This is a genomic window from Hymenobacter sp. GOD-10R (assembly GCF_035609205.1).
GTDB lineage: Bacteria > Bacteroidota > Bacteroidia > Cytophagales > Hymenobacteraceae > Hymenobacter.
Map to the genome: position 1 here is coordinate 76,688 of NZ_CP141184.1, position 24,560 is coordinate 101,247.

Sequence of the window (24,560 nt, forward strand, 5' to 3'; positions counted from 1 at the left end):
GAGCTTGTAGGAACGCGCTATGGCGCGCTCAGCATTAAACAACCTAGGGCCGGAAGCTGAGGATCATACCAGCGCCGTGGACATCGAACGGGCCGTAGCACGTGCTTATGAGCAGCCCGCTACTAGGAACGAGGTTGCAGCAGCTTTGCAATCAGGCCCGTCCAGCCGGTTTGGTGGTTGGCACCTAGGCCGCGGCCCGTGTCGCCATGAAAGTATTCGTAAAACAGCAGATAGTCGCGGAAATTCGGATCGTTCTGCATACGCTTGTCGTCGCCGAAGGTGGGGCGCTGGCCTTTCTCATCGCGCAAAAACAGCTTGGTCAGTCGTGCAGTTAGCGCATCGGCAATCTCCAGCAGCGTCGAATACTGACCGGAGCTCGTGGGGAATTCTACCTTGAAGTCGTCGCCGTAGTAATGGTGGAAGCGCTGTAACGACTCGATAAGCAGGAAGTTAATAGGGAACCAGATCGGGCCGCGCCAGTTGGAGTTGCCGCCAAACAAGTCGGTAGCCGACTCGCCAGGCTCGTAGTTGATGGTGAAGTCCTCCTCGGGGGTGTGGTACACATACGGATGGCTGGCGTGGTAGCGCGACAACGCCCGCACGCCGTATTCCGACAAGAACTCTGCTTCGTCGAGCATACGCTTGAGCAGCCTTTTTACGCGGTGGCCGCGCAACAACGAAAGCAGATGCCGGTCGCCTTTGCCGGGCTCTTGCCACCGAGAAACGAGGCTGGCAAGTGCTGGCCGGTTGTCGAGGAACCAGTTCATGCGCTTCACAAACCGTGGCGCTTCCTGGAGCAGATCTTCGTCGAGCACCTCCACGGCAAACAGCGGAATCAGCCCCACGATGGAGCGCACCTTCAGCGGGTGGCGGCCAGTAGGCGTGTTTAACACGTCGTAATAAAACTCGTCCTCGTCATCCCACAGGTCCAGACCGGCGTTATCCGTATCAGTCATGGCCCCAGCGATGTAGAGGAAATGCTCGAAGAACTTGCTTGCTAGGTCTTGGTAGACAGGGTTGGTTTTCGTCAGTTCCAAGGCCATTCGCATCATGTTCAGCGTGTACATGGCCATCCACGAGGTACCGTCGGCTTGCTCGATGTAGTAGCCGTGCGGCAGCTTGGCGTTGCGGTCAAACACACCAATGTTATCCAGCCCTAGGAAGCCGCCCTGGAAGATGTTGTTGTTGTGCTGGTCCTTGCGATTTACCCACCACGTGAAGTTGAGCAGCAGCCGGTGAAATACCGACTCCAGGAACGCCGTATCGCCTTCTCCACCGCGTTGCTTTTGCTCGATCTTGTACACCCGCCATGTGGCCCAGGCGTGCACCGGCGGGTTCACGTCGGCGAGGGCCCACTCGTAAGCGGGCAGTTGCCCATTAGGATGCATATACCAGTCACGCAGCAGCAAGCGCAGCTGATTCTTGGCAAATTCTGAATCGAGCTGAGCTAGGGGCAGGCAGTGAAAAGCTAGGTCCCAGGCTGCGTACCAGGGGTACTCCCACTTGTCGGGCATCGAGACGATGTCGGCGTTGTTAAGGTGCTGCCAACCGCTGTTCCGGCCCTTACGTCGCTGAGCAGGTGGGGGCGGCATGGCGGGGTCACCCTTAAGCCACTCGGCTACATCGTAGTAGTAAAACTGCTTGCTCCACAGCATGCCCGCAAACGCCTGGCGCTGCACGTTGCGCGCGTCCGCATTTTGCAAGTCTTTCTGAATCACCTGGTAAAAAGCGTCGGTTTCGCCGCGGCGCTGTTGCAGGATCCGGTCAAAATCGTCGAAGGGTTTCGCTAGGTCAGCGCTACCTAGGCGCAGGCGCACCACTTGAGTTTGGCCGGACGCCACGGTCAAGGTGTAGTGCGCGGCGGCTTTGGTGCCGTTTCCCTCAGCGTTGACGGCGTCCTTGTTGCCGTGCAGCAGGTACTCGTTGATGCCGTCTTTGAAGAACTTCTCGGCAGAGGTGCCCTGGTAAAGGCGCGGCACGTTGGTGGCATTTTCGCAGAATAACAGCTCTGGCTCCTGCTCACAGAAGAGACGGAGATTGTCAAACTCCCGGTGCTCAACGGTAATAGTTCCTTTTGCAGACGTACTCAGCGCTGGTCGATAATCGTCGTAGCCCCACGCCCAGGTGTTGCGAAACCAAATCTGCGGCAGCACGTGCACCGTGGCAGGTTCCGGTCCGCGGTTCACCACCGAGTATTGAATCAGCAGATCGTCGGGGCCTGCTTTGGCGTACTCAATAAAAACGTCGAAGTAGCGGTCTTCGTGAAACGTGGCTGTATCCAGCAGCTCAAACTCGGGTCGGCTGCGGCCACGTTGGGCGTTTTCCTGTACCAGCCACTCGTACGGAAATGCACGGTGTGGATACTTGTACAGCATCCGCATGTAAGAGTGCGTAGGCGTGTTTTCGAGGTAGTAATATACTTCCTTCACGTCCTCGCCGTGGTTGCCTTCGGGGCCACTCAATCCAAATAGGCGCTCCTTTAGAATAGGGTCTTGCCCATTCCACAGACCTAGCCCCAGGCACAACAGTTGATCGTCGTCGCTGACGCCGCCAATGCCCTCTTCGCCCCAGCGGTAAGCGTAGCTACGCGCCATGTCGTGGGTTACGTAGTTCCAAGCGTTGCCGTCAGGGCTGTAGTCTTCGCGCACTGTTCCCCATTGTCGTTCAGATAGGTAGGGGCCAAACCGGCGCCAAGGGGATTTCTTATCCTTGGCGTCGGCCAAGCGTTGGTGTTCTGGAGTCATGGGGAGGGCGGCAGTTGATCTTGTAAGAGCCAAGAAACCAGAAGCTAGGATGAAGCTCCCCTCCTTAAAAAAGGAGGGGTTAGGGGTGGTTCCTCTCGTCGAACGAAAAGCTAGCTCTAGTTATCTAACTCTAGTTTGACCACCCCAACCCCTCCTTAAAAAAGGAGGGGAGCTTCATCCTAGCTCTATCTCTAGTTCACTGTTGTAACTTAACCAGTATCAGGCTAAACCTACTTTTATCAACCGTTATCCGCGAAACCGGGGTACAGGGTCATACCGCCATCGGCGAAGATGGTGGTACCGGTTACGTAGTCGGCCTCGTCGGAAGCAAGCCATGCAGCCACGTCGCCGATGTCTTTGGGCTCACCAATGCGGCCATAAGGAATGAGCGTGAGCAGGCTCTTTTCTTCCTCGGGGGTGTCGCGGGCACTCAGGTTGATGGGCGTTGCAATGGCACCTGGTCCGATGCTATTTACCCGAATCTTGTGCGGGGCTAGCTCCTGGGCAATGCTCTTCATCATCAGCATGATGCCGCCTTTCGAAGTCGCATAGTTCACGTGCCCGGCCCACGGAATAACCTCGTGTACGGAGCTCATGCAGATGATCTTGCCAGTTGCCTTGGAAATCTCGGGCTGCGGACCGCGCCGGATAAACTCGCGGGCGGCTTCGCGGGCGCACAGAAACTGACCGGTCAGGTTGACGCTGATGACCTTGTTCCACTGTTCCAGGGTCATATCCACGAACTTAGCATCGTCTTGAAGACCGGAATTATTGATGAGGATGTGCACGGTGCCAAGCTGCTCAATGGTCTGCTTAAACATCTTCTGCACTTCCTCTTCCTTGCTCACGTCGGCTTGCATGATGATGGCCTTGCCGCCTAGGTCTTCAATTTCTTGCTTCGTCTTGTTAGCGCCTTCCTCATCGCTGTGATAGTTCACGACGATAGTTGCGCCGTCGGCAGCCAGGGATTTGGCGACACCCGCTCCAATGCCGGAGCTGGCACCCGTGACGATAGCCACTTGGTTGATTAGTCGTTGTTTAGGTGAAAGAGCCATGGTATGTGTGCAGGTTTGGAGCGCGAAAAGAAAGTTCAACAAACTAAAGACGAATGTTGCTCGCATGAAGTTGTGCCGACGGTTTTGTGCTTGTGTTGTGCTTTGCCAACACCCTAGCTTGTGCGTTCCTGGGTAAACTTACTGTCGGTGTCGGGTATCAGGCTCAACTATGTAAAAATGAGCTAGGGGCTAACCTTCGCATAGTGAGCACACTTGCTTCTTATTTAGTGCCCAAGGCAAAGCTGCGTACTAACTCGGTTACGCGTGCTACATCATCGGTAGTGTGTAGGCTGCTGAGTACGATGCGCGTGACGCAGGGGTCAGCGGGCGTAGGGTAGGCGAAGCTAGAAATCAGAACGCCGTTCTTTTCGAGGTAAGGCGCCAGGGCATTCACGCTCGTGTAGAAGACCGGAAAACCAGGCGCGAAATCGAACAAGCCGAGCGGACCAACCGCTTCGGCAAACTGCGCTACATTGGCTTGCAGCTGCTGTCGGGCTTGCGCATAAAGCGCCGTGGCTCGCGCAAAGGCATGCAAGTAGGCGGGTACTACCGGCGAGCTAGCTCCGAAAAAGCCGCTGCGCCGCAGTTGCGCCACGAAGTCAGCATCCGACAGCACCACGCCGCCCGGAATGCCGCACGCTTTGCCCAAGGAGCTGATTACCACAACTCGTACCGAAGCGGGTGCCTGCACTTCGGTGATAATACCGGTGCCATCCTGACCAATGACACCGAAGCCGTGTGAGTCGTCGATTAGCAGGGTGATGGGGCGGTCGGTGGGTAGGTGAGCGGTCCAGCTGAAGTCGTAGCGCTCCACCCGGAGCGGGTCCAATGAGTTACTGACGATGACGAGGGGCTCGGGGGGAGTAGAGGCTAGGCGCTGAAGCAGTTGCTTGCTCCACGCATCGTAGGAGCTAGGATGGTTCATGGCCGCTGGGTGCTCGGCCAGCCAGGCCGCCGGGTGCGTACCGGGGGCATACTCGAAGTGCCCATGCTGGGCAAGGGTCCGCACGGCCATCTGTCCCGCTAGGTAGCCGGAGGATACGGTGAGGGCTGCCGCGGCGCCGGTCTGGGCACATAGCAGCTGCTCGGCTTCCTCAAACACGGCGAGCTGTAGGTTGGAGTGGCGCGAGCTGCCATAGTTGGTGCCATAGTGCTGCATGCCTTCTGCCACTAGCGCCGCGAAAGCTGCGTTGCGGCCCATACCGAGGTAGCTGGTGCCGCTGCAAAACAAATATTCGTGGCCGTCGACCACAAGGGTGCGGCCGGGTAAGTGGTCAATGATAGGCACAGTGGTGCGGGATGAGGGGAGGTGCAGAGTCTTATAAAGAGCCTAACGCAAGCTGATTGCAGCTAGATTAGGTCTCGGTATAAAGTGCTTACGGCAAACAAAACAGTATGGGCTACGTTGCCTAGCTATGCACGTCACCCTGCGCACTCTCGTTCGCCAATCACCTGCCCAGGTGATGGCTGGTTTTACCCGCGCCTTATTCCTGAGTTTAGCGCCTCCTTTCCCTAAACTAAAGCTGCTGCGCTTCGATGGCTGCCGCCGCGGCGACCAAGTGGAAATAGAGCTGCAAACCGGTCCTTTGCGCCAACGCTGGACCAGCCTCATCACCGACGACGGCGTGCTGCCCGACGGTACCCACTACTTTATCGACGAGGGCCAGACCTTGCCCAAGCCACTCCGCTACTGGCGCCACCGCCACCTGATCGAACCTAGCCCTACCGGCACCGGCAGCGTAATTGTAGATGCACTGGAGTATCGCACTGCCTTTCGGTGGCTCGATTTGCTGATGTATCCGGCCATGTGGGCGCAATTTGCCTACCGCAAGCCGATTTACCGCCGCACGTTCCGTTAGGTGTCGTCTGCCAGCCCGACTGCGCTCAGCCGTTCTATAAATTGTCGTTGCTGACTCCTGCCGGTCCGACGCCCTAGGCAGCCGACCGCAGCCGACCATAGCAATACGGGTCGGGCGCAGGCGGAACTTTGCGCGGCGGTAACTGCTTCGGCGAATGTACCTTTGTTGCTTTCATTTCCGAATCTGCTGCTCATGCCCGCTACTGTCACCCTCAAACCTGGTAAAGATCAATCACTGCGCCGCTTGCACCCCTGGGTGTTTTCGGGCGCTATTGCCCGCATGCAAGGGGAGCCGCAGGAAGGAGAAGTGGTAGCAGTGCAGGCCGCCAATGGTGAGCCGCTAGGTGTGGGCCACTATGCGCCCGGCTCTATTGCCGTGCGTATGTTGCGCTTCGGCGCCGATGCTGCCGAGCCGGGTGCTGCATTTTGGGAGGAACGCCTACGCAACGCCTACCAGCTACGTCAGAACCTAGGCCTAACGGGTTCCAACGATCAAACCAACGTGTACCGCCTCGTGCACGCTGAAGGCGATGGGCTACCGGGTCTCATCATCGACGTGTACGACAACGTGGCGGTGCTACAGGCCCACAGCGCCGGTATGTACCACGCTCGCCCGCAAATAGCGGCAGCCTTGCAGCAGGTGTTAGGTGAAAATCTGAAAGCCATCTACGACAAGAGCGCCGAAACGGTGCCGGCCAAAGCGGCTCCCGACGCCAAGAACGGTTACCTCTTCGGCCAGTCATCAGGTGCCGAGCACATCGTGCACGAAAACGGTCAGCCGTTTGCCGTGGATTGGGAAACGGGCCAGAAAACCGGCTTCTTCATCGACCAGCGCGACAACCGGCAGCTGTTGGCTCGCTACGCGCCCGGCCGCCGCGTGCTCAATACCTTCTGCTACACCGGTGGCTTCAGCTCCTACGCCCTACAAGCCGGCGCCGAGCTAGTGCACTCTGTGGATAGCTCCAAGCGTGCCATCGAACTCACTGACCGCAACGCCGAGCTAACGGGCCTTGCCAGCAAGCACGAAGCGTACGCCCAAGACGTGTTCAGCTTTATGAAAGCTAGCCAAGAGCAATACGACCTTATTGTGCTCGACCCGCCAGCTTTTGCCAAACACCTTTCAGCCCGCCATAATGCGCTGATGGGCTACAAGCGCCTGAACATTGAAGGCTTAAAGCGCATCGCGCCGGGTGGGCTGCTGTTCACCTTCAGCTGCTCGCAGGTGGTTTCAGCAGAGTTGTTTGAAGGAGCAGTGCTGGCTGCAGCTATCGAAGCGGGCCGGCCTGCGCGCATCCTCCACCGTCTCACCCAGCCCGCCGACCATCCTGTAAGCTTATTCCACCCAGAGGGCGAGTACTTGAAGGGATTAGTGCTGGCAGTGGGGTAAAGCTAGGTACTCGAACGACGCAAAACAGAGAAGCCGCACCTAGGTGCGGCTTCTCTGTTTTGCGTCCAGCAATAAGCAATGCCTGCTTTACTTGGCAGCATTGCCAACCGGCGGAAGCTGTAACAAAAACTGACCGCCTCCGCCACCCGAAGTATACGTAGGTACGGAGCTGCCACCTTTTTCCCAGGCTTCAATCCAGCGCATTTGCACCAATAGCGGCGTAAGCGACTGTTGCTGCTTCTCGTTAGCGTATGCTTGCGCATCAGCAGCGATGCGGATAGCCTTAGCCCTGCCTTCAGCTTCAGCGATGTTAATGCGGGCTTGTGCTTCGGCTTGCCGAATGCGATTTTCGGTCTGCAAGCCGGTTTGTACGGCCGTATTCTTAGCATCGATGGCAGCTTTTAGACTCGCTGGGGGCTCTAGTTTCGTGGTGATTTGCTGAACTGTGAAGCCCATGGCCTGCAACTGGCTGACGAGATTGGCTTTTACCTGTGCTTCGTAGCTGCCTCGGTTGCTGATGAGGCTGTCGGCGGTGTAGCGGTTAGTGGCCACGCGGTACGCCTCATAAACAGCGGTCTTCAAAAAGCCTTCTTCAATAGCGGGCAACGGGCGCCGATACTGGCGGAAGATATCGTCCACCTTACCGGATTGCACAAAGTAGTTGAGGCTAGGTGCCACGCCGAACCCTGAGCCATCCTTGCTTTGTACTTCAAACTCCTCGTATTCTTTGTGTTGGGTATAGATCGGAAACTCGTACACGGCCGTGCTTAGCGGACTGTAGAATACCCAGCCCGTGGTATAGGTGATGTCGTCGACACCGCGGGACGAACCTGCTAGGTTGACTTTGATGCCTACATTTCCGGCGTCGATTCGCTCTACCTTGATCAGGCTGCACCCGGCAATAAGAGCCAAAAATACGAGCCCTAAGTAGATAATTGGTCTGAGCCAGCTGCTGCTAGGATTGAGTTGAAATTCTGCCATAGAGCGTAAGATATAGAGAGGAGTAAAGCGTATCAGTTTACAGGCGGCGTGTAAGCGCCCGTCCAGCTTGATACAAAGAAAAGGCCACACCTGCTGCTAGGATCAGTAGGCCTACGATGCCGCAGCTAAACTGCCAAGTAGAAGGATGGCTCATCCAATCGAGGCAGGCGGGCACAGCCTTCGGTAGCACGCCAACGTAAAACGTTAGCCAGCCAATCAGCCAAACCCTAGACCAGCGGATCATTGTTGTTAGTCGTATTGGTATCGTATTAAATCCTACCTATTCAGGCTATGGGCAAGCAAGGACCTAGCTTGGGCTAAGTTATCATTCAAGCGACGAAACGGCAGCGTTTAGGTTAGTGTTAATCCTATGCTTCCCACACACATGTGCTACCAACGTACTGGTGCAGCTAGTGTAGTGAGCTAGGTTTGAAATGAGCATTTTGCGCCGCTCATGCTAAGACTAAAGCGAGCTTTGTGGGTTATAAGCATACGAAGTGCATCTTACATAAACTCAGTGGCCCGACCTAAACTCGCTTCCTCCCTCAAACAACCCGCCGCTATCATCGGCGCGGGCATTGCTGGTATTGCTACCGCCGTGCGGTTGGCCTTGAAAGGTCATGCCGTTACGGTGTTCGAAGCGGCCGATACCTTCGGGGGCAAGATGCACCAGTTTGACCTGCCGGGCGGCTACCGCTTCGATGCGGGTCCCTCGCTATTCACCCTGCCGCAGCTCGTTGACGATATATTTCGGTTGGCAGGGCGCGACCCCAAGGAGCATTTCCGCTACGAGCGGCTCGACCCGATTACGCACTACTTCTTCGCCGACGGTACGCGCCTCGATGCCTGGGCTGACACGGAAAAGTTTGCCGCTGAAATCGAAGCAAAGCTAGGAGTGCCGGCTCGCGACGTTGTGCAGTTTCTGGACCGGAGTGCCCACGCCTACCACGCCACCGAGAAGACCTTTCTGCATAAGTCGTTGCACAAAGCGGGCACCTACTTCAATGCCGACGTGCTGAAGGCGCTGGCCGCCTTGCCAGGCCTAGGCCTCACCGGGACCATGCACCAACGCCACGCCAAAGCCTTCCAAGACCCGCGTCTCGTGCAGCTCTTCGACCGCTTTGCCACTTACAATGGGTCCGACCCGTACCAGGCTCCCGCCACGCTCAGCCTGATTCCGCACCTAGAGCACGGCATTGGTGCGTTCTACCCGGAAGGCGGCATCTACAGCATAGCCCGCAGCTTGGTAGAGCTAGCCCAGGAGCTAGGTGTAACTTTCCGCTACAACGAGCCGGTGGAGGAAATTCTGACCGCTGGTGGCCGTGTGACGGGCGTGCGTACCCCGCTGGATGTGTACGACATGGGCGTGGTAGTCAGTAATATGGATGTGGTGCCGACTTACCGGAAGCTGCTGCCGCATGAGAAAGCGCCGGAGCGCACCCTCGCTCAGCCGCGCTCCTCTTCAGCCCTGATTTATTACTGGGGTATCGGCCATTCGTTCGACGAGCTAGGAGTGCACAACATTTTCTTCTCCCAAGACTACAAGCAGGAGTTCGACGCCATCTTTCAGCAGAAAACCGTCAGTGCTGATCCGACGGTTTACGTCAATATCACCTCTAAGAAAACGCCCACGGACGCGCCTGTCGGGCACGAGAATTGGTTTGTGATGGTGAACGTGCCCCACCACCAGGGCCAAGATTGGGAGGCGTTGATTCAGCAAACCCGCCAAGCGGTGCTCGATAAGGTGAGCCGGAGCCTAGGTGTGCCGATTGAGCCGTTGATTCGAGCCGAGCAGGTGTGGGATCCGCGCGGTATTGAGCAGCGCACGTCGTCGTTTGGGGGCGCGCTCTACGGCAGCAGTTCCAACAATACCTTGGCGGCGTTTCTGCGGCACCCCAATTTTTCGCGGAAGCTCGATGGGCTGTACTTTTGTGGCGGCAGCGTGCATCCGGGCGGCGGCATTCCGCTGTGCTTACTCTCCGCCAAAATTGTGGCCGACTTGGTTTAAGTCGAGTTGAGCGTTGAACTTTGAATGAAAATGCCGTACCCAGTGTCAGCAACCTAATGCGCGTATCATTCTCGGCAAATCGACAGAACAATTCCGCGTAATCCCGTAAAGCCAATTCAGCTTTTACTACCTAGCCCCTCCGCTTTTTCTGATGTCTTTTCCTGAATCGACCCAACAAGTTCCTCCGCCGCAACTAGCGGCCGCCAGTGCCTACAAGCGGCGGCTGCGTGTGGCGCAAGGCGTGTTGCTGCTTTTCCATGTTACCGGCTTTATAGGGCTAGCTTTTTCCAAGGACCCTAGCTTTTACTTGCAGTTTGTACCGCTCAACTTGCTGCTTACCATGTTGCTGCTGCTAGCCTTTCAGCCTGATCGTAGCGCCGCCTTCACGGTTTTCTGCGTGACAGTTGCCGCAGTGAGCTTTTTCGTGGAAGTGGCCGGCGTACAGACGGGCCGTCTATTTGGGCAGTATGAGTACGGGCCTGTACTAGGGTGGAAATGGATGGGTGTGCCCCTTCTGATCGGACTCAACTGGCTCATGCTGACCTACATGGCGGGTATTCTGGGTGAGTATGTGCGGGTGCCTAGCTTTGTGCGGGCGCTCATTGCCGCCGTGCTAGTGGTAGGCATGGATATCTGCATCGAGCCCGTAGCCGTGCGCTACGATTTCTGGACCTGGCAATACAACGTGATTCCAATGCAGAATTTCAAGGCGTGGTTTGCGCTGGCGCTCATTCTGCAAGTGTACTTCAACCGCACCTACTTCGTGAAGCGCAACCCATTGGTGCCGTTCGTGTACTTGCTTCAGCTCCTGTTCTTCTTTGGACTGAGCATGGTCATTCGGTAATCTCCACTGCAACAGCGCAGGGCCTTCTTGCGGTATACCGAAAAGGCAGCGGGTACTCCAAGTCTGGAGCCCCCGCTGCCTTTTCTTATTCACTCGTATGCGCCTCCTGCTGCTCCTTTTGCTGGCGTTCAGCAACGTCTGCTATTCGTCGGGAACCGATGACGTTGTTCATCGGGTTGCCGCAGTCAAGCCTTTTCGTATGCAAAACATCATTTTCTTTGGCAACAGCCTGACGGCTGGTTACCAGCTTCGCGGCAGCGAGGCCTTTCCCTCTCTTATTCAACAACGTATTGATTCTCTGCACCTGCCCTACAAAGCCATTAACTACGGCGTGAGCGGCGAAACGACGGCTGGTGGGCGGCAGCGCATTGTTAGCGTATTAGCTCGCCAACCCGTCGATGTGTTCGTGCTGGAGTTAGGTGCCAACGACGGCCTGCGCGGCATTCCGGTTCGGGAGACCACGCAGAACCTGCAACACATCATCGACCAAGTGCATCTCAAGTACCCGAAGGCGCGCATCGTGCTCGTCGGGTTAGAGTTTCCCTTCGACCTGAGCATTCTGGGTGGTGGCTACGGCCGCTACGGCGCCGAGTTTAAAGCGCTATTTCGCACGCTCGCCGACAAGAACAACCTCGCCTTCGTTCCCTTCTTGCTGCAAGGCGTAATGGGCATTCGAGAGCTAAACTTACCCGACGGCGTGCACCCCAACGCACAGGGGCAGAAGATTTTAGCAAACAACGTGTGGGCCGTATTGCAAACGGTTTTGACCGAGAAAGCAGCTCAGTAAAGCAAGCTAGGGTTATACTTAAAAGCGAAAAGCTCCCCTCCTTTTTTAAGGAGGGGTTGGGGGGTGGTCCGGCTAGAGCTAGAAAACTAGACCTAGTCCGTCGTTCAACGACAAGGGACCACCCCCAACCCCTCCTTAAAAAAGGAGGGGAGCTTTTTAGATGTAGTGCTAATTATTTGGCGTTGTACATCTTCTCGTAGTACTCCGTGGCCATGCGGTTGGAGCCAAACTCGGGCTCAATCTCGCGCATGCCGGTTTTGGCGATGCTCAGGAACTTGTCAGGCTGGCCGTAGTAGAGCGGCACGATTTCATTTTCGAGTACGTCGAGCAGGTTGCTTGCCTCGATATCATCCTTTACGTTGTCGGGCTGGTTGATATCGGTGTGTTCGATGATGAAGCCGTTTTCGCCGTGGCGCACAAACTCCGGAATCCAGCCGTCGGCGATGCTCAGGCTGAGGCTAGCATTCATAGCAGCTGTCATGCCGCTGGTGCCCGACGCCTCGCGGGGGTAGCGGGGCGTGTTCAGCCAAACGTCGGAGCCCTTCTTCATATAGGCTGACAGACCTAGCTCGTAGCCCGTTAGTACAGCACAATTCTTCAAGCCTTTGACGCGGCGGATAATGCTGTTAAACAGGTTGATAGCGCCGTAATCTTTGGGGTACGGCTTACCTGCCCAAATCACCTGCACCGGCCGATCAGCGTTGTTGATGATCTTCAGGAAGCGGTCGAAGTGGTGCAGAATAAGGTCAGCGCGCTTGTAGCCAGCGAAGCGGCGAGCCCACACTACCGTCAGCTTGTCGGGGTCGAGCAAGGTGCCCGTTTGGTCGGCTACAACCTTAAAGAACTCGCGCTTTAGCTCGCGCTTGCGGGCTTTCAGGGCTGCGTCGTCGTTGGCTTCCAGCGCTTCATGCAGCGCTTTATCGCGCCAGTAGGTGCCGTTCTGGGCGTTGGTGATGGGGATGATGGGGCAAATGCCCTCATAGTGGCCCCACATTTCCTTTGCCACGTCACCATGCACTTTCGACACGCCATTAGAAATGCGCGAGAAGCGCAAAGCGGTGAGCGTGTAGTTGAGCGCATCATTTTCGACGCGGGCTACGCGGCGTACTTCCTCGCCTGGTACCGGCCCGAAGAAGCTCATTTCTTCGAGCAGGCGCATGCTATGCTCTTCATTACCAGCTAGTTCCGGCGTATGCGTGGTGAACACGAGGCGCTTCTGCACTTCCTCTAGCTTGCGGCCATGCTTCTCATAAAGGTAGAAGGCGAGGGGCAGGCCGTGGCCTTCGTTGAGGTGGTATACATCTACGTTCACCCCTAACAGATCGAGCAGCTTGCCGCCGCCTACACCCAGCAGAATGGATTGGGCAATGCGAGCAGCCGTGTCGGCGTCGTAGAGGTGGTGGGAAATGGTACGCGAAATAAAGTCGTTCTCCGGAATATCGGTGGTCAGAAAGAACATCGGCGCCGTGCCGAACGTGTCAGGGGCTAGGTACATAGCTTTTACCTTCACCTCCGTATCGTGGATGGTGATGGGGAAAACCAGTCCGGTGTCTTCTAGGAAGGAGTAGTTCTTCTGACGGAACTCGGCGCGCATCGTCTGGTCCTCGTTGCGGTCTTGGTCGTAGTAGCCGAAGCTCCACAAGATGCTGATACCGATGAGGTTTTGCTTTAGCTCATAGACCGAGCGCATGTGCGAGCCTGCCAAAAAGCCGAGGCCGCCGGAGTAGGTTTTGAGCGCTTGGTCGAGCGCGAATTCCATGGAGAAGTAAGCCGCCTGAGTCTTGAACTCGGGCGCGGGAGCGTAAGGTTTGAACTCGAAAGCCATGAAGGAAGAAAGGGGTTCGTAAAAAAGGTACTTATGTAGTCGGTTAAGGAAGCTTATGCCCTAATGGTGCTTGTAAAAACTAGAGCTAGTGGCAAGCTCCCCTCCTTTTTTAAGGAGGGGTTGGGGGTGGTTCTGGTGTTAGAACGAAAAGCTAGCTCTAGTTTTCTAACTCTAGCTAACCACCCCCAACCCCTCCTTAAAAAAGGAGGGGAGTTGCTAGCTCTAGTTGGTACTGTGGCCTAGCGGCTTAGTGGCAAGCTGCTCCGAAAAAAAGCGGAAACCAAACGCTCGTTCGATTTCCGCTTCAGTTTAGTTGTTGCTTGCTAAGGATGACTCACGCCACCTAGACTCTTGAGCTTCTGATAGGTTTGCTGCGAAGTCTCGTATTGCCGTTCCACGGCTTGACGTACGGGCGCGGGCAAATCGTGCGCTTCTAAGGCTTCTTTGTAGGCCTTAAGCGCCCACTCTTCGCCGTACACGTTGGAGTCGAGAATGGCTTTTTCGTCTTTACCGGTCACGAGAGCCTTTGCGTCCATCCAGCTGCGAAAGAACTTGCCTTTCGTGGTAGTGCCGGTTTCGGCATCGCCACCAGCGCTGCTTGCAAAGCCATTTAGCTCATTTGCAAACTGTTGGCTTTGGCTAACTAGCTGCTGATAGTATGCTTTGTGCTCGGGGTCTTTGCTATCGGCAGCGGCGTGCTTGTAGCCCTCGATGCGGTCGTTGATGAAAAGGGTAAGCTCATTGAGCGTATCGGCAACTTTAGAATCGGTAGACATAATAGGAGAATCAAGGTTGAGAAAACAGCCGCTCGTGGCAAGCTGACGTTTCGCATTCAGAAACGGACGGGCCGCGAAAGAGTTGGGAAAAGCGCCGAAATCAGACGGGAAAGCTAGGGCCCCAAGATTTTGTACAAAATTTATAAGTTATTCATTTACTGTTATTTGATAATAAAATCATAACATAGAAGCCGGGAAGGGGCCGGCAAGAGCCCGCTAGCTTTGCCCTACGAAAGCCGTTCTGTTCTCATTCACCATTCCCCTCACGCGTATGAAACATTCTTTTCGCTGGCTCTCGGCCTCCCTCATTAGCCTCACGGTTCTCTCCTGTGCTAAGCAGGAAATGGATCCTAGCAGCAGTGCACCGGCCGTCGTTAATATTACAACCCAAGACGTTAGCGCCACAGGCTTCCCCGAAACGTTCGAGACGGGCACCAAAACGGCGTATACCACGGGCAGCGTTACCCTAGGGTCCGGCTCCTGGACGTTGAACGATGCCTTGATCGGCAACACGACCGCTGACGCCAAGACCGGCAGCCAGTCGGTGCGCATCCGCAATGTGGGCACGGTCTCCATGAACTTCAACACCACAGCCGGCGTGGGCGTCGTAACGGTGCAGCACGCCGTGTACGGCACCGACGGCAGTAGCCAGTGGGAGCTGTGGGCCTCTACGAGTAGCGGCAGCTCCTACGCCAAAGTCGGCTCGACCATCACGAGCAGCAGCGCTACGCTCCAAACGGCATCGTTCACGGTGAATCTAGGTGGCAGCGTGCGGCTGCAAATCCGGAAAACATCGGGGGGCACCAACCGCATCAATCTCGACAACATCACGGTAGAGCAGTATGGCGGGGGCACTACTACGCCGCCACCAACTACCAGCGGCAAGAAGTTCCTCTTCGATGCTAGCCACGGCGAGCTAGCCGGCAATGCCGATTGGGTGCTAGATGTGGACAATGGCGCTACGTTGCGCTACCCATCGCCCGCGCAAAGTGGCATCACCAGCAGCACCCCCGAAACGTACTGGACGGGCGCGGTATCGGCCTGGGGCGTGGCGCTGGTAAAGCTAGGTAACACCGTGGAGCAACTGCCCAGCGGCACGGCTATCAGCTACGGCAACACCTCTAACCCGCAGGACCTAGCTAACTATAGCGTGTTTGTGATTGATGAGCCCAATACCTTATTCACCGCCGCCGAGAAAACGGCCATCGTGAACTTCGTGAAGAACGGTGGGGGCTTGTTTATGATTTCGGACCACGACGTATCGGACCGCAACAACGATGGCTACGATTCGCCCGCTATCTGGAATGACCTGATGACCAACAACTCGGTGCAGGCCAACCCCTTTGGCTTCAGCATCGACAAAACAAATATTTCTGAAACCAGCAGCAACGTGCTAGCCAGCAGCACCAATGTTATTTTGCACGGCTCGCAGGGCAACGTATCGCAACTGAAATTCAGCAACGGCGCCACCATCACCAAAACGAGCGGCTCGGCGGCGCAGCCGCTCATCTGGCGGAGCAGTGCTACGCAGGGTCTCACTAATATTATGTGCGCCAGCAGCACCTTCGGGACGGGCCGCGTGGTCGTTGTAACCGATTCGTCACCAGCCGACGATGGTACCGGAAGCCCCGGTAACACGGTATACCCCGGCTGGACAGAAATAGCCAGCCACGCGCCGTTGCATATGAATGCTTCGCTGTGGCTGGCGAAGCAGCAGTAGGCTATATTTTCATAAAGCAAGAAGCTCAGCACTGCTAACGGTGCTGGGCTTTTTTTATGACTTTAAATAGTCTGTCAGCAAGCAAAATAATGCCTTGGTGCAACGCCTGCGCAATATTGCCTATGACGTAACATAAATACTTATATAAAACTATGTAATGCGTTGGTTTGGAAATATTTATGATTTATTTGCATCTTAGTACTATGAAAACATTATCTACTTTCCGCTCTCTGGTACTCGTACCCTCCCTATCCTTGCTAGGATACGCGAACGACGCACCCAAGGAAGTCGTAAAGACAGCAGATACGCACGTAGTACAAGTGCGGGTTATGGGGCAAAACTTAGATGGCCTAGGTGCTGAATTATCGGTACGCTCGGTGTTGGATTGGAGCCCCCGCAGCTACAAGCCAGGACCAACACTTTCCAGAAACTTTGATAAGTCTATCAACGAAACATACACGATTGGCACCTTCGGAGAAAAGGACTATGTAGAAGCATCTATTTCCTTTAAGAACGTGATGTTTCACAACAACATTCGACCCTCGGCGAATACGCAACTGCGGGTAGAAATCATCACAGATGGCAAAGTAGGAGAAAAAACGCGACTTGATGCTAACGCTCTGAATGACAAAGTGTGGCGGGTAGAATACGATCCATACATGAAAGGTACGGTGACGGTCGAAACCAACAAACTGTAAGCTGCGCGGGGTCATCCTCTAGCAGTTTGCTCATTACGTAGCCCGGCTTCCTCTTTGGAGCCGGGCTTTTTGTTGCCTCATACCTCCTTGTTGCGCGTCGTGCTCGCGGCAGCCTAGGGCTAAAGCGCAGTTGATCGACTATAGAATAGTCTTGGAAGTCTCAACCCGCCGTTTCCTTCGCATGAAACCCACTCGTCTACTCTCGCTGCTAGGCCTCACCACCCTGTTCGCTACCCAAGGAGCCGTTCACGCAAGCCCATTAGTCGGCTCTGCTCGCCCCACTGTTCCTGAAGTAGCTAGCCCCAAAGTCAGTACCATCAGCCGTATCGATCCGACGTTCTGGTGGGTGAGCATGAAAAACCCGAAGCTGCAACTACTGGTGCACGGGCCAGGTATCGGCAGCAGCCAGGTAAGTCTGCGCTACGATGGTGTGACCCTCGACGGTACGCAGAAGCTGGAGAGCCCCAACTACTTGCTTGTCAACCTCACGATTAGCCCAGCGGCTAAGCCCGGTAAGCTAGCATTGATATTTAGCGGCGATAAGAAGACCACTTACCAGTACGAGCTACGCGCCCGCAACACTGACAAGAGCCGGGTGCAAGGCGTCACGTCGGCTGACTTCATCTACATGTTGATGCCGGACCGCTTCGCCAACGGTGACCCCAAGAATGACGTGGTGAAAAGTACCCGCGTCAACCACATTGCCCGCGACTCGATGTACGCCCGCCACGGTGGTGACCTGAAAGGCATCGAGAACCACTTCGACTATCTGAAGTCGCTTGGGGTGACGGCCATCTGGCCCACGCCGGTAGTGGAGAACGACATGCCCAAAGCTAGCTACCACGGCTACGCCGTTACGGATTACTACGCCGTGGATCCGCGCTATGGCAGCAACGAGGAGTACGCGCAGTTTGTGCATAAAGCTCACCAACAGGGCTTTAAGGTGATTCATGACGTGGTGCTCAACCACATGGGCAGCTACAACTACCTGTTTCTCGACCAGCCCGCCAAGGATTGGCTGAACCAGTGGCCCACGTTCACGCGCAGCAACTACAACTCGCAGGCCCTCAACGACCCCTACGGCTCCAAGCTCGATCAGGCCTTGTACAACAAGGGCTGGTTTGACACTACCATGCCCGACGTGAACCAGTCGAACCCGCTGGTGGCTACCTACTTGATTCAGAACTTTCTCTGGTGGGTGGAATACACGGGCCTCGATGGTTACCGCATTGATACATATCCTTATTCTGATCCTAAGTTCTTGATGGCGTGGGGAAAGGCCTTGCTGGATGAATACCCGCAGCTGTGCATGTACGGCGAGGCTTGGGTGGGTAGCACGGCGCAACAGGCGTTCTTCGCACGCAACATCTTTCAGCCAGTCGACGGCTTCAAGTCGAACCTGCCGGGCGTGCTGGATTTTCAGTCGAATTCCGCCATTCAGGATGCCTTGAAGGAAAATGGCAACGTGGGCAAGCTCTACGACGCTCTGCAAGGCGACTGGATGTACGAGGACGCCACTCGCAACGTAGTGTTCATGGACAACCACGATATGAGCCGCATCTACTCCGTGATAGGCGAAAACCTAGGTCGGCTGAAGATGGGCTTCGCTTGGCTTATGACCACGCGCGGCATCCCGAACATCTACTACGGCACAGAGGTGCTGATGAAGAACTTCTCGAACCCCGACGGGCTGGTGCGCGAGGACTTCCCCGGCGGTTGGGCTACTGATAAAAAGAACTATTTCACGGCTGCGGGCCGCGCGGGGCAGGCAGGTGAGGCGTTTAACTACTTGAGCAAGCTAGGTCTGTACCGCAAGGCGCACCCGGTGCTGCAAACCGGTAAGCTGATGCAGTTTATCCCGCAGGATAACGTGTACACCTACTTCCGCTACGACGAGCAGGGCAACACGGTGATGGTGATGCTGAACGGAAACAAGGACGCCAAAACCGTGGATGGCGCCCGGTTCGCCGAGCGCACGAATGGGTACAGCGGCGGCACGGAAATTACGTCGGGTGCTGCGGTACCTAGCTTGAAGTCCTTCACTATCCCGGCTCATACGGCTTGGGTCGTGGAGCTGCGGAAATAGGTATATTTCGTTCTGGTGCTTTTTAGCCCGCAGAAGGCGCAGTGTTCTTACAGGTCGTTTACTTTTCGAAAAATACCGGCTTTGATAGCTGGCACGTTGAAGTTGATGAGTAGGCCTAGCTTGTGGCCGGAAAGCTTTAGGTAAGTGAGTAGTTGCATGTGGTGGACTTCAAGTAGTACCTCTACAGACTTTAACTCGACAATTACCTTATCTTCCACTACTATGTCCATGCGGAACCCATTCTCTAGCCGCAAGCCATCGTACGCCTTCTGCGGGCTAAAAAGCATCAGAACGACAAAACCCGTGCTACTAAACAGAACCTACCATGAACGACCTCACGAACCAAGTTGCCATCGTCACCGGCGCTAGTCGCGGTATTGGCCGGGCCACGGCCTTGCTTCTCGCTATGCAAGGCGTCAATGTAGTAGCCGTAGCTCGCTCTACCGACGAGTTGGAAGAACTGGTACTCAAGACGCACGGCCTCGCCATTCCAGCTGATGTGTGTGACGAGGCAGATGTGCAGAATGTGGTAACGGAAACCCTTCGTCACTACGGTCGTCTCGACATTCTGGTCTGCAATGCGGGTATCGGCAGCTTCAATCCCCTCGAACAATTTGAAACGGCCGAGTGGGATCAGATCTTCGACGTGAACGTGAAAGGCACTTTCCTGATGTGTAAAGCAGCGGTGCCACACTTCAAAGCCCAGCGCCACGGCCACATCGTCGGCATTGCCTCCGACGTGTCGAAGCGGACGTTTGCCAACGGCACCGCTTATGGGGCGAGCAAGTACGCCCAAGATGCTCTACTCGGGAGCCTGCGTAAGGAAGTGCGGCCCTACGGGGTGAAGGTGAGTACCATCTATCCCGGTTTGGTGGATACGTACTTCAACGATAGCCAACCCGGCAACCCCGAGTGCGAGAAAACTCACCTCAAGCCTTCCGACATCGCACAAGCCGTGCGCTACGTGCTGGAAGCGCCCGCGCACGTTGTCGTCGACGAGCTGATGATCCATCCTGTTAGCCAAGAGTGGTAAAAGCGTGACTGAGTGACTGAGTGCGGTCGTTCAGGAAAATCATTCAGTCACTCAGCCACTCAGTCACTTTCCCATGAAGAAATTTCTAGTACCCGTTGCCGCAATTACGCTTTCGTTGGTTTCATTTAGGCTTCCATTTACCTTGAATCCGACGACTGCGCCTGTGACCGATTCCTTCACGCTTGCCGACCCGAACACCACCGACGAAGTACCACAAGACCATAAAATGGTCATTTATCAGATGATGACGCGTCTGTTTGGCAACAAGACGAGCGTCAACAAGACGCATGGTACTATTGCTGAAAACGGCGTTGGCAAATTCAACGACATCACGGATACCGCGCTTCAGGCCATCAAAGAGCTAGGGGTAACCCACGTGTGGTACACCGGGGTGCTGGAGCACGCCACCATGACCGACTACACGCAGTATGGCATAGCCCTCGACGATGCCGACGTGGTGAAAGGCCGGGCCGGCTCCCCGTACGCTGTGAAGGATTACTACGACGTGAGCCCCGACCTAGCCGTGAACGTGAAGGAGCGCATGGCCGAGTTTGAATCGCTGGTGAAGCGCACCCATACCAACGGCTTAAAGGTCTTGGTCGACTTCATTCCTAATCACGTAGCGCGCTCTTACAAGTCGGATGCGAAACCAGCCGGTGTGGTAGACCTAGGGGAGCAGGACGACAAAGCCAAAGCCTTCGCGCCCAACAACAACTTCTACTACATCCCTGGCAAAGCCTTCGTAGTGCCGGCCGGAGCAAATCCGCTCGGGGCGGCCATGGGGCCGAAGGAAGACAATAAGTACTTCGAGATGCCCGCCAAAGCCACCGGCAACGATGTGTTTTCGGAGCACCCGTCGATCAACGACTGGTACGAAACGGTAAAGCTCAACTACGGCGTTGATTACCAGAACAATCGGCAACACCACTTCGCGCCGGTACCGGACACGTGGAAGAAGATGCGTGACATCCTGGTATTCTGGACGCGCAAAGGGGTGGATGGCTTTCGTTGCGACATGGCCGAAATGGTGCCCATCGAGTTTTGGGCCTACGTCATTCCCGAAATCAAGAAGATCAACCCCAACATCGTGTTCATCGGCGAGGCTTACAATCCGCAGGTGTACCGGCAATACTTGGAGCAGGGTAAGTTCGACTTCTTGTATGATAAAGTAGGGCTCTACGACGGCTTGCGCCGCCTCATGCGGGGCGAAGGCACCACGGAAGACATCACAAAGGTGTGGCGGGAGGAAAGCCGCGGCTTCGGCTCGCATATGCTGCGCTTTCTGGAAAACCATGACGAGCAGCGGATTACCTCGCCCGATTTTGCCACCGACCCACGCACCGCCATTCCGGCCATGACGGTTACGGCAACCCTAGGGTCGGGGCCCGTGATGGTGTACTTCGGGCAGGAAGTTGGCGAGCCCGCCGATGGCAACGAAGGCTTCAGCACCCGCGACGGCCGCACCACCATTTTCGACTACTGGGGCGTACCCGAGCACCAGAAGTGGATGAACGGCGGCAAATTTGACGGTGGCCGACTTTCGGCGGAGCAGAAGCACCTGCGCGACTTCTACGGCCGCTTGCTGCGCCTCAGTGCCAGCAGCGACGCCATCCGCCGGGGACGCTTCTACGAGCTGCAAGCCGCCAACAACCTAGGCCAGGACTACGATGCGCACTCCGTGTACAGCTATCTGCGCTACACCGACCAGCAGAAACTGCTCATTGTGGTCAACTTCAGCCGCGACAAAACGCTGAAGCCCACAATCCGCCTTTCAAACGAAGCCAAGCAAGCCGCTAGGCTCGATCCTAACCGGTCGCTCACCTTCACTGACCTCCTGAATAACGCGCCGTCCACTGAAAGCCTCTCACTGACCCTAGCCCCACTCAGCGCTTATGTATTTGAGATTAAGCCGAAAGAGTAAAAGCTAGCAGGATCCAGTTGAATAGGCGACAAGCATCTAAACTAACCCCCACCTAACCCCACCCCTTACTGACATGGCCACCAGCGTAGCGGCTCCTACGGATACCCGCGACAAACCCCGCCTGAGTTTCTGGCAAATCTGGAACATGAGCTTCGGCTTCCTAGGTATCCAGTTTGGCTTTGCCCTGCAAAACGCCAATGTGAGTCGCATCTTCGAGACGATGGGTGCCAAAACCGATGATATTGCCATCCTGTGGCTGGCGGCGCCAACCACGGGTTTGTTGGTGCAGCCTGTCATCGGGTATCTCTCCGACCGCACCTGGAGCCCACGGTGGGGTCGCCGTCGCCCGTTCTTCATGATTGGGGCCGTCTTGGCCTCTATTGCGTTGCTGGTGATGCCCAACGTAACAGCCCTCTGGATGGCAGCGGGCATGCTGTGGGTAATGGATTCGAGCATCAACGTGTCGATGGAGCCTTTCCGGGCACTGGTAGGCGACTTGCTACCATCGGAGCAGCGTACGACAGGTTTTGCGGCTCAAACCTTCTTTATCGGGCTAGGTGCCATTGTGGCTTCGTCGCTGCCTTGGATATTTACCAACTGGTTTGGTGTGCCCAATACAACGTCTGCCGGACAAATTCCTCCGTCGGTGCGGTATGCTTTCTACATAGGGGGCGTCGTGTTCTTCCTGGCTGTGCTTTGGACGGTGCTGCGCACGAAGGAATATCCGCCCGAAGACCTAGCTGCTTTCGAAGAAGAAAAGCAGCGCACCGCCGGTTTTCTCAATGGTCTGCGCGAGTCGTTCATGGGGATCTTTCAGATGCCTAAGACGATGCAACAGCTAGCCTTGGTGCAGTTTTTTACCTGGGTGGCGTTCTTTTCCGTCTGGATTTATGCTGTGCCAGCAGTTACCAGCCACGTTTATCACGCCACCGATACCACTTCTAAGCTCTACAACGAGGGCGCCGACTGGGTTGGGGTGTGCTTTTCGGTGTACAATGGAGTGTCGGGGGTAGGAGCGTTGCTGCTGCCCTTCATTGCCCGGGCCACGAGCCGCCGCTTCACGCACCTGCTCTGCTTAGTAGTTGGTGGGTTGAGCCTAATTTCTATCTACTTCATCCCGTCGCCGTCGTTACTGCTGCTGCCCATGGTTGGGCTGGGCTTTGCCTGGGCTAGCACGCTTTCTATGCCGTATGCTATGCTGGCCGGCGCGTTGCCCGCCAACCGCATGGGCTACTACATGGGCGTGTTCAACTTTTTCATCGTGCTACCACAGATGTTTGCGAGCCTAGCTTTGGGCTTCGTAACCAAGAACTTATTTGGCGGTCAGAGCATCTACACACTGGTGTTAGGCGGTGTGTCGATGGTAATTGCTGGTCTGTTCTCCCTGCGCGTGCACGACGCCGACGACGTGCCGGCCACCGTGGAGCCAACCGTTCTAGCCAACCCCGCTTACGATTCGCCCATCGAAATGGACCCGCGTTTGTAGCAATCATCTGACCTAGGTCATGTGTCAAAAGCCCCAACGCTCTAGCTAAGCATTGGGGCTTTTTCGTGAAAAAGCGAGACCGTTATTAGGTACTGAGTTGCACATTACGCATTTATACGGATCTGATTTGCACAAAATTCAGCACTTGCCCAAGCAACACGCTCTCATGCACTAGCCGTATGCAGTTAGTATTAACTGGCTTGCGGCGCCCAAGGGCAGCAGCGGCCACCAATGCTTGTGGCTGTTTATGTTGTTTCCTGCTATTTTCTTCGGCGTCTTCTTCGGACTGTTTGTTGTTTTCTTGCTGCTAGCGGTGCGTGCTCGACGGGCGCCTTGGCCAATTGAGGAGCGGCCTCGGGTGAGCATTCTCATTGCCGCGCGCAACGAAGCAGCCAACATTGAGCGGTGCCTGACCTCGCTCACGCAGCTCAACTACCCACCCGAGCAGCTTGAAATCCTGATCGGCGACGATGCTTCTACTGATGATACGGTCGCCGTTGTCGCGCGCTTTATCGCTGATAAGCCCCAGTTTAAGTTGCTCCTTATCCGGCACCGGCTGGGTACCGCCCGCGGCAAAAGCAACGTGCTAGCCCACCTGAGCCGGGCTGCCACGGCCGACTACTTCCTCATCACCGATGCCGACATGGCCTTGTCGCCCGATTGGGTGCAAACGATGCTGGCCGCGGCGCCAGAAGGTGTCGGCGTCGTGACGGGCGTAACGACGGCCGAAGGAGGCTTGTTCGGCCGTATGCAAGGCCTCGACTGGCTTTTCGGTCTGAACGTCATCCGCTTGCTGACCGACCTAGGTTGGCCCATCACGGCCGTTGGTAACAACATGCTCGTGACCCGCGCTGCCTACGAATCTATTGGCGGCTACGAAGCTCTCGCCTTCAGCATCACCGAAGATCTACAGCTTTTTGAGTACATCGTGGCCCAAGGGTGGGGCTTCCGCAACCTGGTTGATGGGCGAGTGCTCGGCGTATCGGTTCCTCAGCCTACGGTGCACTGCTTGCTGCACCAGCGCAAGCGCTGGATGAAGGGTACCGGACGCCTGCCCTGGCAGCTCTCCGGTCTATTCGGGTTCTATGGCTTATTCTACATGGTACTCTTTTGGCCGGGCTTGCTGCCACCGTTGTACGTAGCGAGCTTGTTTGCCGCTAAAGTGGTGATACAAACGCTTTTCCTGTTCCTAACGCTGCGGCAAGTCAACCGGCGCGAGTCTTTGCACGTGCTGGTGCTGTACGAGTTCTACCTAGCCATTATGTCTATCGCTGTGATTGGCTATACGCTGCTACCCGTCAAGATTCAGTGGAAGGAGCGCCGCTACCGTTGGGCTGAGGGCTAGGCCTGT

At 56.0% G+C, this 24,560-nt stretch carries 20 protein-coding genes; 12 read left to right on the forward strand and 8 right to left on the reverse strand.

All coding sequences use genetic code 11. The annotated features are described in order from the left end of the window. Positions 1-122 precede the first annotated feature (122 nt). From SD425_RS00285 to SD425_RS00295, 3 genes are all read right to left on the reverse strand, one after another. Positions 123-2,744 (reverse strand): MGH1-like glycoside hydrolase domain-containing protein, encoded by a 2,622-nt coding sequence (locus tag SD425_RS00285; protein ID WP_324674194.1) that lies wholly within the window; start codon positions 2,742-2,744, stop codon positions 123-125. A 239-nt stretch (positions 2,745-2,983) separates the two neighbouring features. Continuing rightward, the gene (locus SD425_RS00290) at positions 2,984-3,799 is read right to left on the reverse strand and encodes an SDR family oxidoreductase (RefSeq protein ID WP_324674196.1); all 816 of its coding nucleotides are present in this window, start codon (positions 3,797-3,799) and stop codon (positions 2,984-2,986) included. A gap of 220 nt (positions 3,800-4,019) precedes the next feature. Continuing rightward, on the reverse strand, positions 4,020-5,087 hold the full coding sequence (locus SD425_RS00295; RefSeq protein ID WP_324674198.1) for an aminotransferase class I/II-fold pyridoxal phosphate-dependent enzyme: 1,068 nt from the start codon (positions 5,085-5,087) through the stop codon (positions 4,020-4,022). 127 nt (positions 5,088-5,214) lie between these two features. On the opposite strand from SD425_RS00295, the gene SD425_RS00300 reads away from it, so the two are divergent. Together SD425_RS00300 and SD425_RS00305 are read left to right on the forward strand one after the other, a co-directional pair. Beyond that, positions 5,215-5,658: a hypothetical protein gene (locus SD425_RS00300; RefSeq protein WP_324674200.1), complete on the forward strand. Its 444-nt coding sequence runs from the start codon at positions 5,215-5,217 to the stop codon at positions 5,656-5,658. Positions 5,659-5,850: 192 nt separating this feature from the next. Continuing rightward, complete coding sequence (locus SD425_RS00305; protein ID WP_324674202.1) at positions 5,851-7,044, forward strand: class I SAM-dependent rRNA methyltransferase; 1,194 nt, start codon at positions 5,851-5,853, stop codon at positions 7,042-7,044. An 87-nt stretch (positions 7,045-7,131) separates the two neighbouring features. Here SD425_RS00305 and SD425_RS00310 read toward each other — a convergent pair whose 3' ends face one another. Then, positions 7,132-8,025 carry a prohibitin family protein gene (locus SD425_RS00310; protein ID WP_324674204.1) on the reverse strand — a complete coding sequence of 298 codons (894 nt, stop codon included), beginning with the start codon at positions 8,023-8,025 and terminating at the stop codon, positions 7,132-7,134. A gap of 37 nt (positions 8,026-8,062) precedes the next feature. Next, a complete protein-coding gene (locus tag SD425_RS00315; RefSeq protein WP_324674206.1) occupies positions 8,063-8,269 on the reverse strand; it encodes a hypothetical protein in 207 nt (68 codons plus the stop codon). 273 nt (positions 8,270-8,542) lie between these two features. Between SD425_RS00315 and crtD the strand changes: the two genes are divergently transcribed. The 3 genes from crtD to SD425_RS00330 all read left to right on the forward strand — a co-directional run bounded on the left by crtD (position 8,543) and on the right by SD425_RS00330 (position 11,664). Then, on the forward strand, positions 8,543-10,033 hold the full coding sequence (crtD, locus tag SD425_RS00320; RefSeq protein ID WP_324674208.1) for a 1-hydroxycarotenoid 3,4-desaturase CrtD: 1,491 nt from the start codon (positions 8,543-8,545) through the stop codon (positions 10,031-10,033). A gap of 151 nt (positions 10,034-10,184) precedes the next feature. Further along, complete coding sequence (locus SD425_RS00325) at positions 10,185-10,877, forward strand: carotenoid biosynthesis protein (protein ID WP_324674210.1); 693 nt, start codon at positions 10,185-10,187, stop codon at positions 10,875-10,877. Positions 10,878-11,076: 199 nt separating this feature from the next. After that, positions 11,077-11,664, forward strand: a complete 588-nt coding sequence (locus tag SD425_RS00330; protein ID WP_324674212.1) for an arylesterase — start codon at positions 11,077-11,079, stop codon at positions 11,662-11,664. A gap of 172 nt (positions 11,665-11,836) precedes the next feature. Here SD425_RS00330 and glgP read toward each other — a convergent pair whose 3' ends face one another. Further along, positions 11,837-13,489 (reverse strand): alpha-glucan family phosphorylase, encoded by a 1,653-nt coding sequence (gene glgP / locus SD425_RS00335; RefSeq protein WP_324674214.1) that lies wholly within the window; start codon positions 13,487-13,489, stop codon positions 11,837-11,839. 323 nt (positions 13,490-13,812) lie between these two features. Further along, positions 13,813-14,265 carry a PA2169 family four-helix-bundle protein gene (locus tag SD425_RS00340; protein WP_324674216.1) on the reverse strand — a complete coding sequence of 151 codons (453 nt, stop codon included), beginning with the start codon at positions 14,263-14,265 and terminating at the stop codon, positions 13,813-13,815. A gap of 271 nt (positions 14,266-14,536) precedes the next feature. On the opposite strand from SD425_RS00340, the gene SD425_RS00345 reads away from it, so the two are divergent. The 3 genes from SD425_RS00345 (at position 14,537) to SD425_RS00355 (ending at position 18,769) form a co-directional block, all read left to right on the forward strand. Continuing rightward, the gene (locus SD425_RS00345; protein ID WP_324674218.1) at positions 14,537-15,985 is read left to right on the forward strand and encodes a hydrolase; all 1,449 of its coding nucleotides are present in this window, start codon (positions 14,537-14,539) and stop codon (positions 15,983-15,985) included. 203 nt (positions 15,986-16,188) lie between these two features. Further along, a complete protein-coding gene (locus SD425_RS00350; RefSeq protein ID WP_324674220.1) occupies positions 16,189-16,683 on the forward strand; it encodes a hypothetical protein in 495 nt (164 codons plus the stop codon). Between the two features lie 181 nt (positions 16,684-16,864). Then, positions 16,865-18,769: a glycoside hydrolase family 13 protein gene (locus SD425_RS00355; RefSeq protein WP_324674222.1), complete on the forward strand. Its 1,905-nt coding sequence runs from the start codon at positions 16,865-16,867 to the stop codon at positions 18,767-18,769. Positions 18,770-18,816: 47 nt separating this feature from the next. Here SD425_RS00355 and SD425_RS00360 read toward each other — a convergent pair whose 3' ends face one another. Then, complete coding sequence (locus SD425_RS00360; RefSeq protein WP_324674224.1) at positions 18,817-19,056, reverse strand: GxxExxY protein; 240 nt, start codon at positions 19,054-19,056, stop codon at positions 18,817-18,819. A 38-nt stretch (positions 19,057-19,094) separates the two neighbouring features. Here SD425_RS00360 and SD425_RS00365 point away from each other — a divergent pair, with 38 nt between their 5' ends. The 4 genes from SD425_RS00365 to SD425_RS00380 all read left to right on the forward strand — a co-directional run bounded on the left by SD425_RS00365 (position 19,095) and on the right by SD425_RS00380 (position 24,554). Beyond that, complete coding sequence (locus tag SD425_RS00365; protein WP_324674225.1) at positions 19,095-19,802, forward strand: SDR family oxidoreductase; 708 nt, start codon at positions 19,095-19,097, stop codon at positions 19,800-19,802. 73 nt (positions 19,803-19,875) lie between these two features. Continuing rightward, positions 19,876-21,723, forward strand: coding sequence for an alpha-amylase family glycosyl hydrolase (locus SD425_RS00370; RefSeq protein ID WP_416381017.1), 1,848 nt, complete (start codon positions 19,876-19,878; stop codon positions 21,721-21,723). Positions 21,724-21,796: 73 nt separating this feature from the next. Further along, positions 21,797-23,209: an MFS transporter gene (locus SD425_RS00375; RefSeq protein WP_324674227.1), complete on the forward strand. Its 1,413-nt coding sequence runs from the start codon at positions 21,797-21,799 to the stop codon at positions 23,207-23,209. Positions 23,210-23,456: 247 nt separating this feature from the next. Continuing rightward, complete coding sequence (locus SD425_RS00380; RefSeq protein WP_324674229.1) at positions 23,457-24,554, forward strand: glycosyltransferase; 1,098 nt, start codon at positions 23,457-23,459, stop codon at positions 24,552-24,554. Positions 24,555-24,560 lie beyond the last annotated feature (6 nt).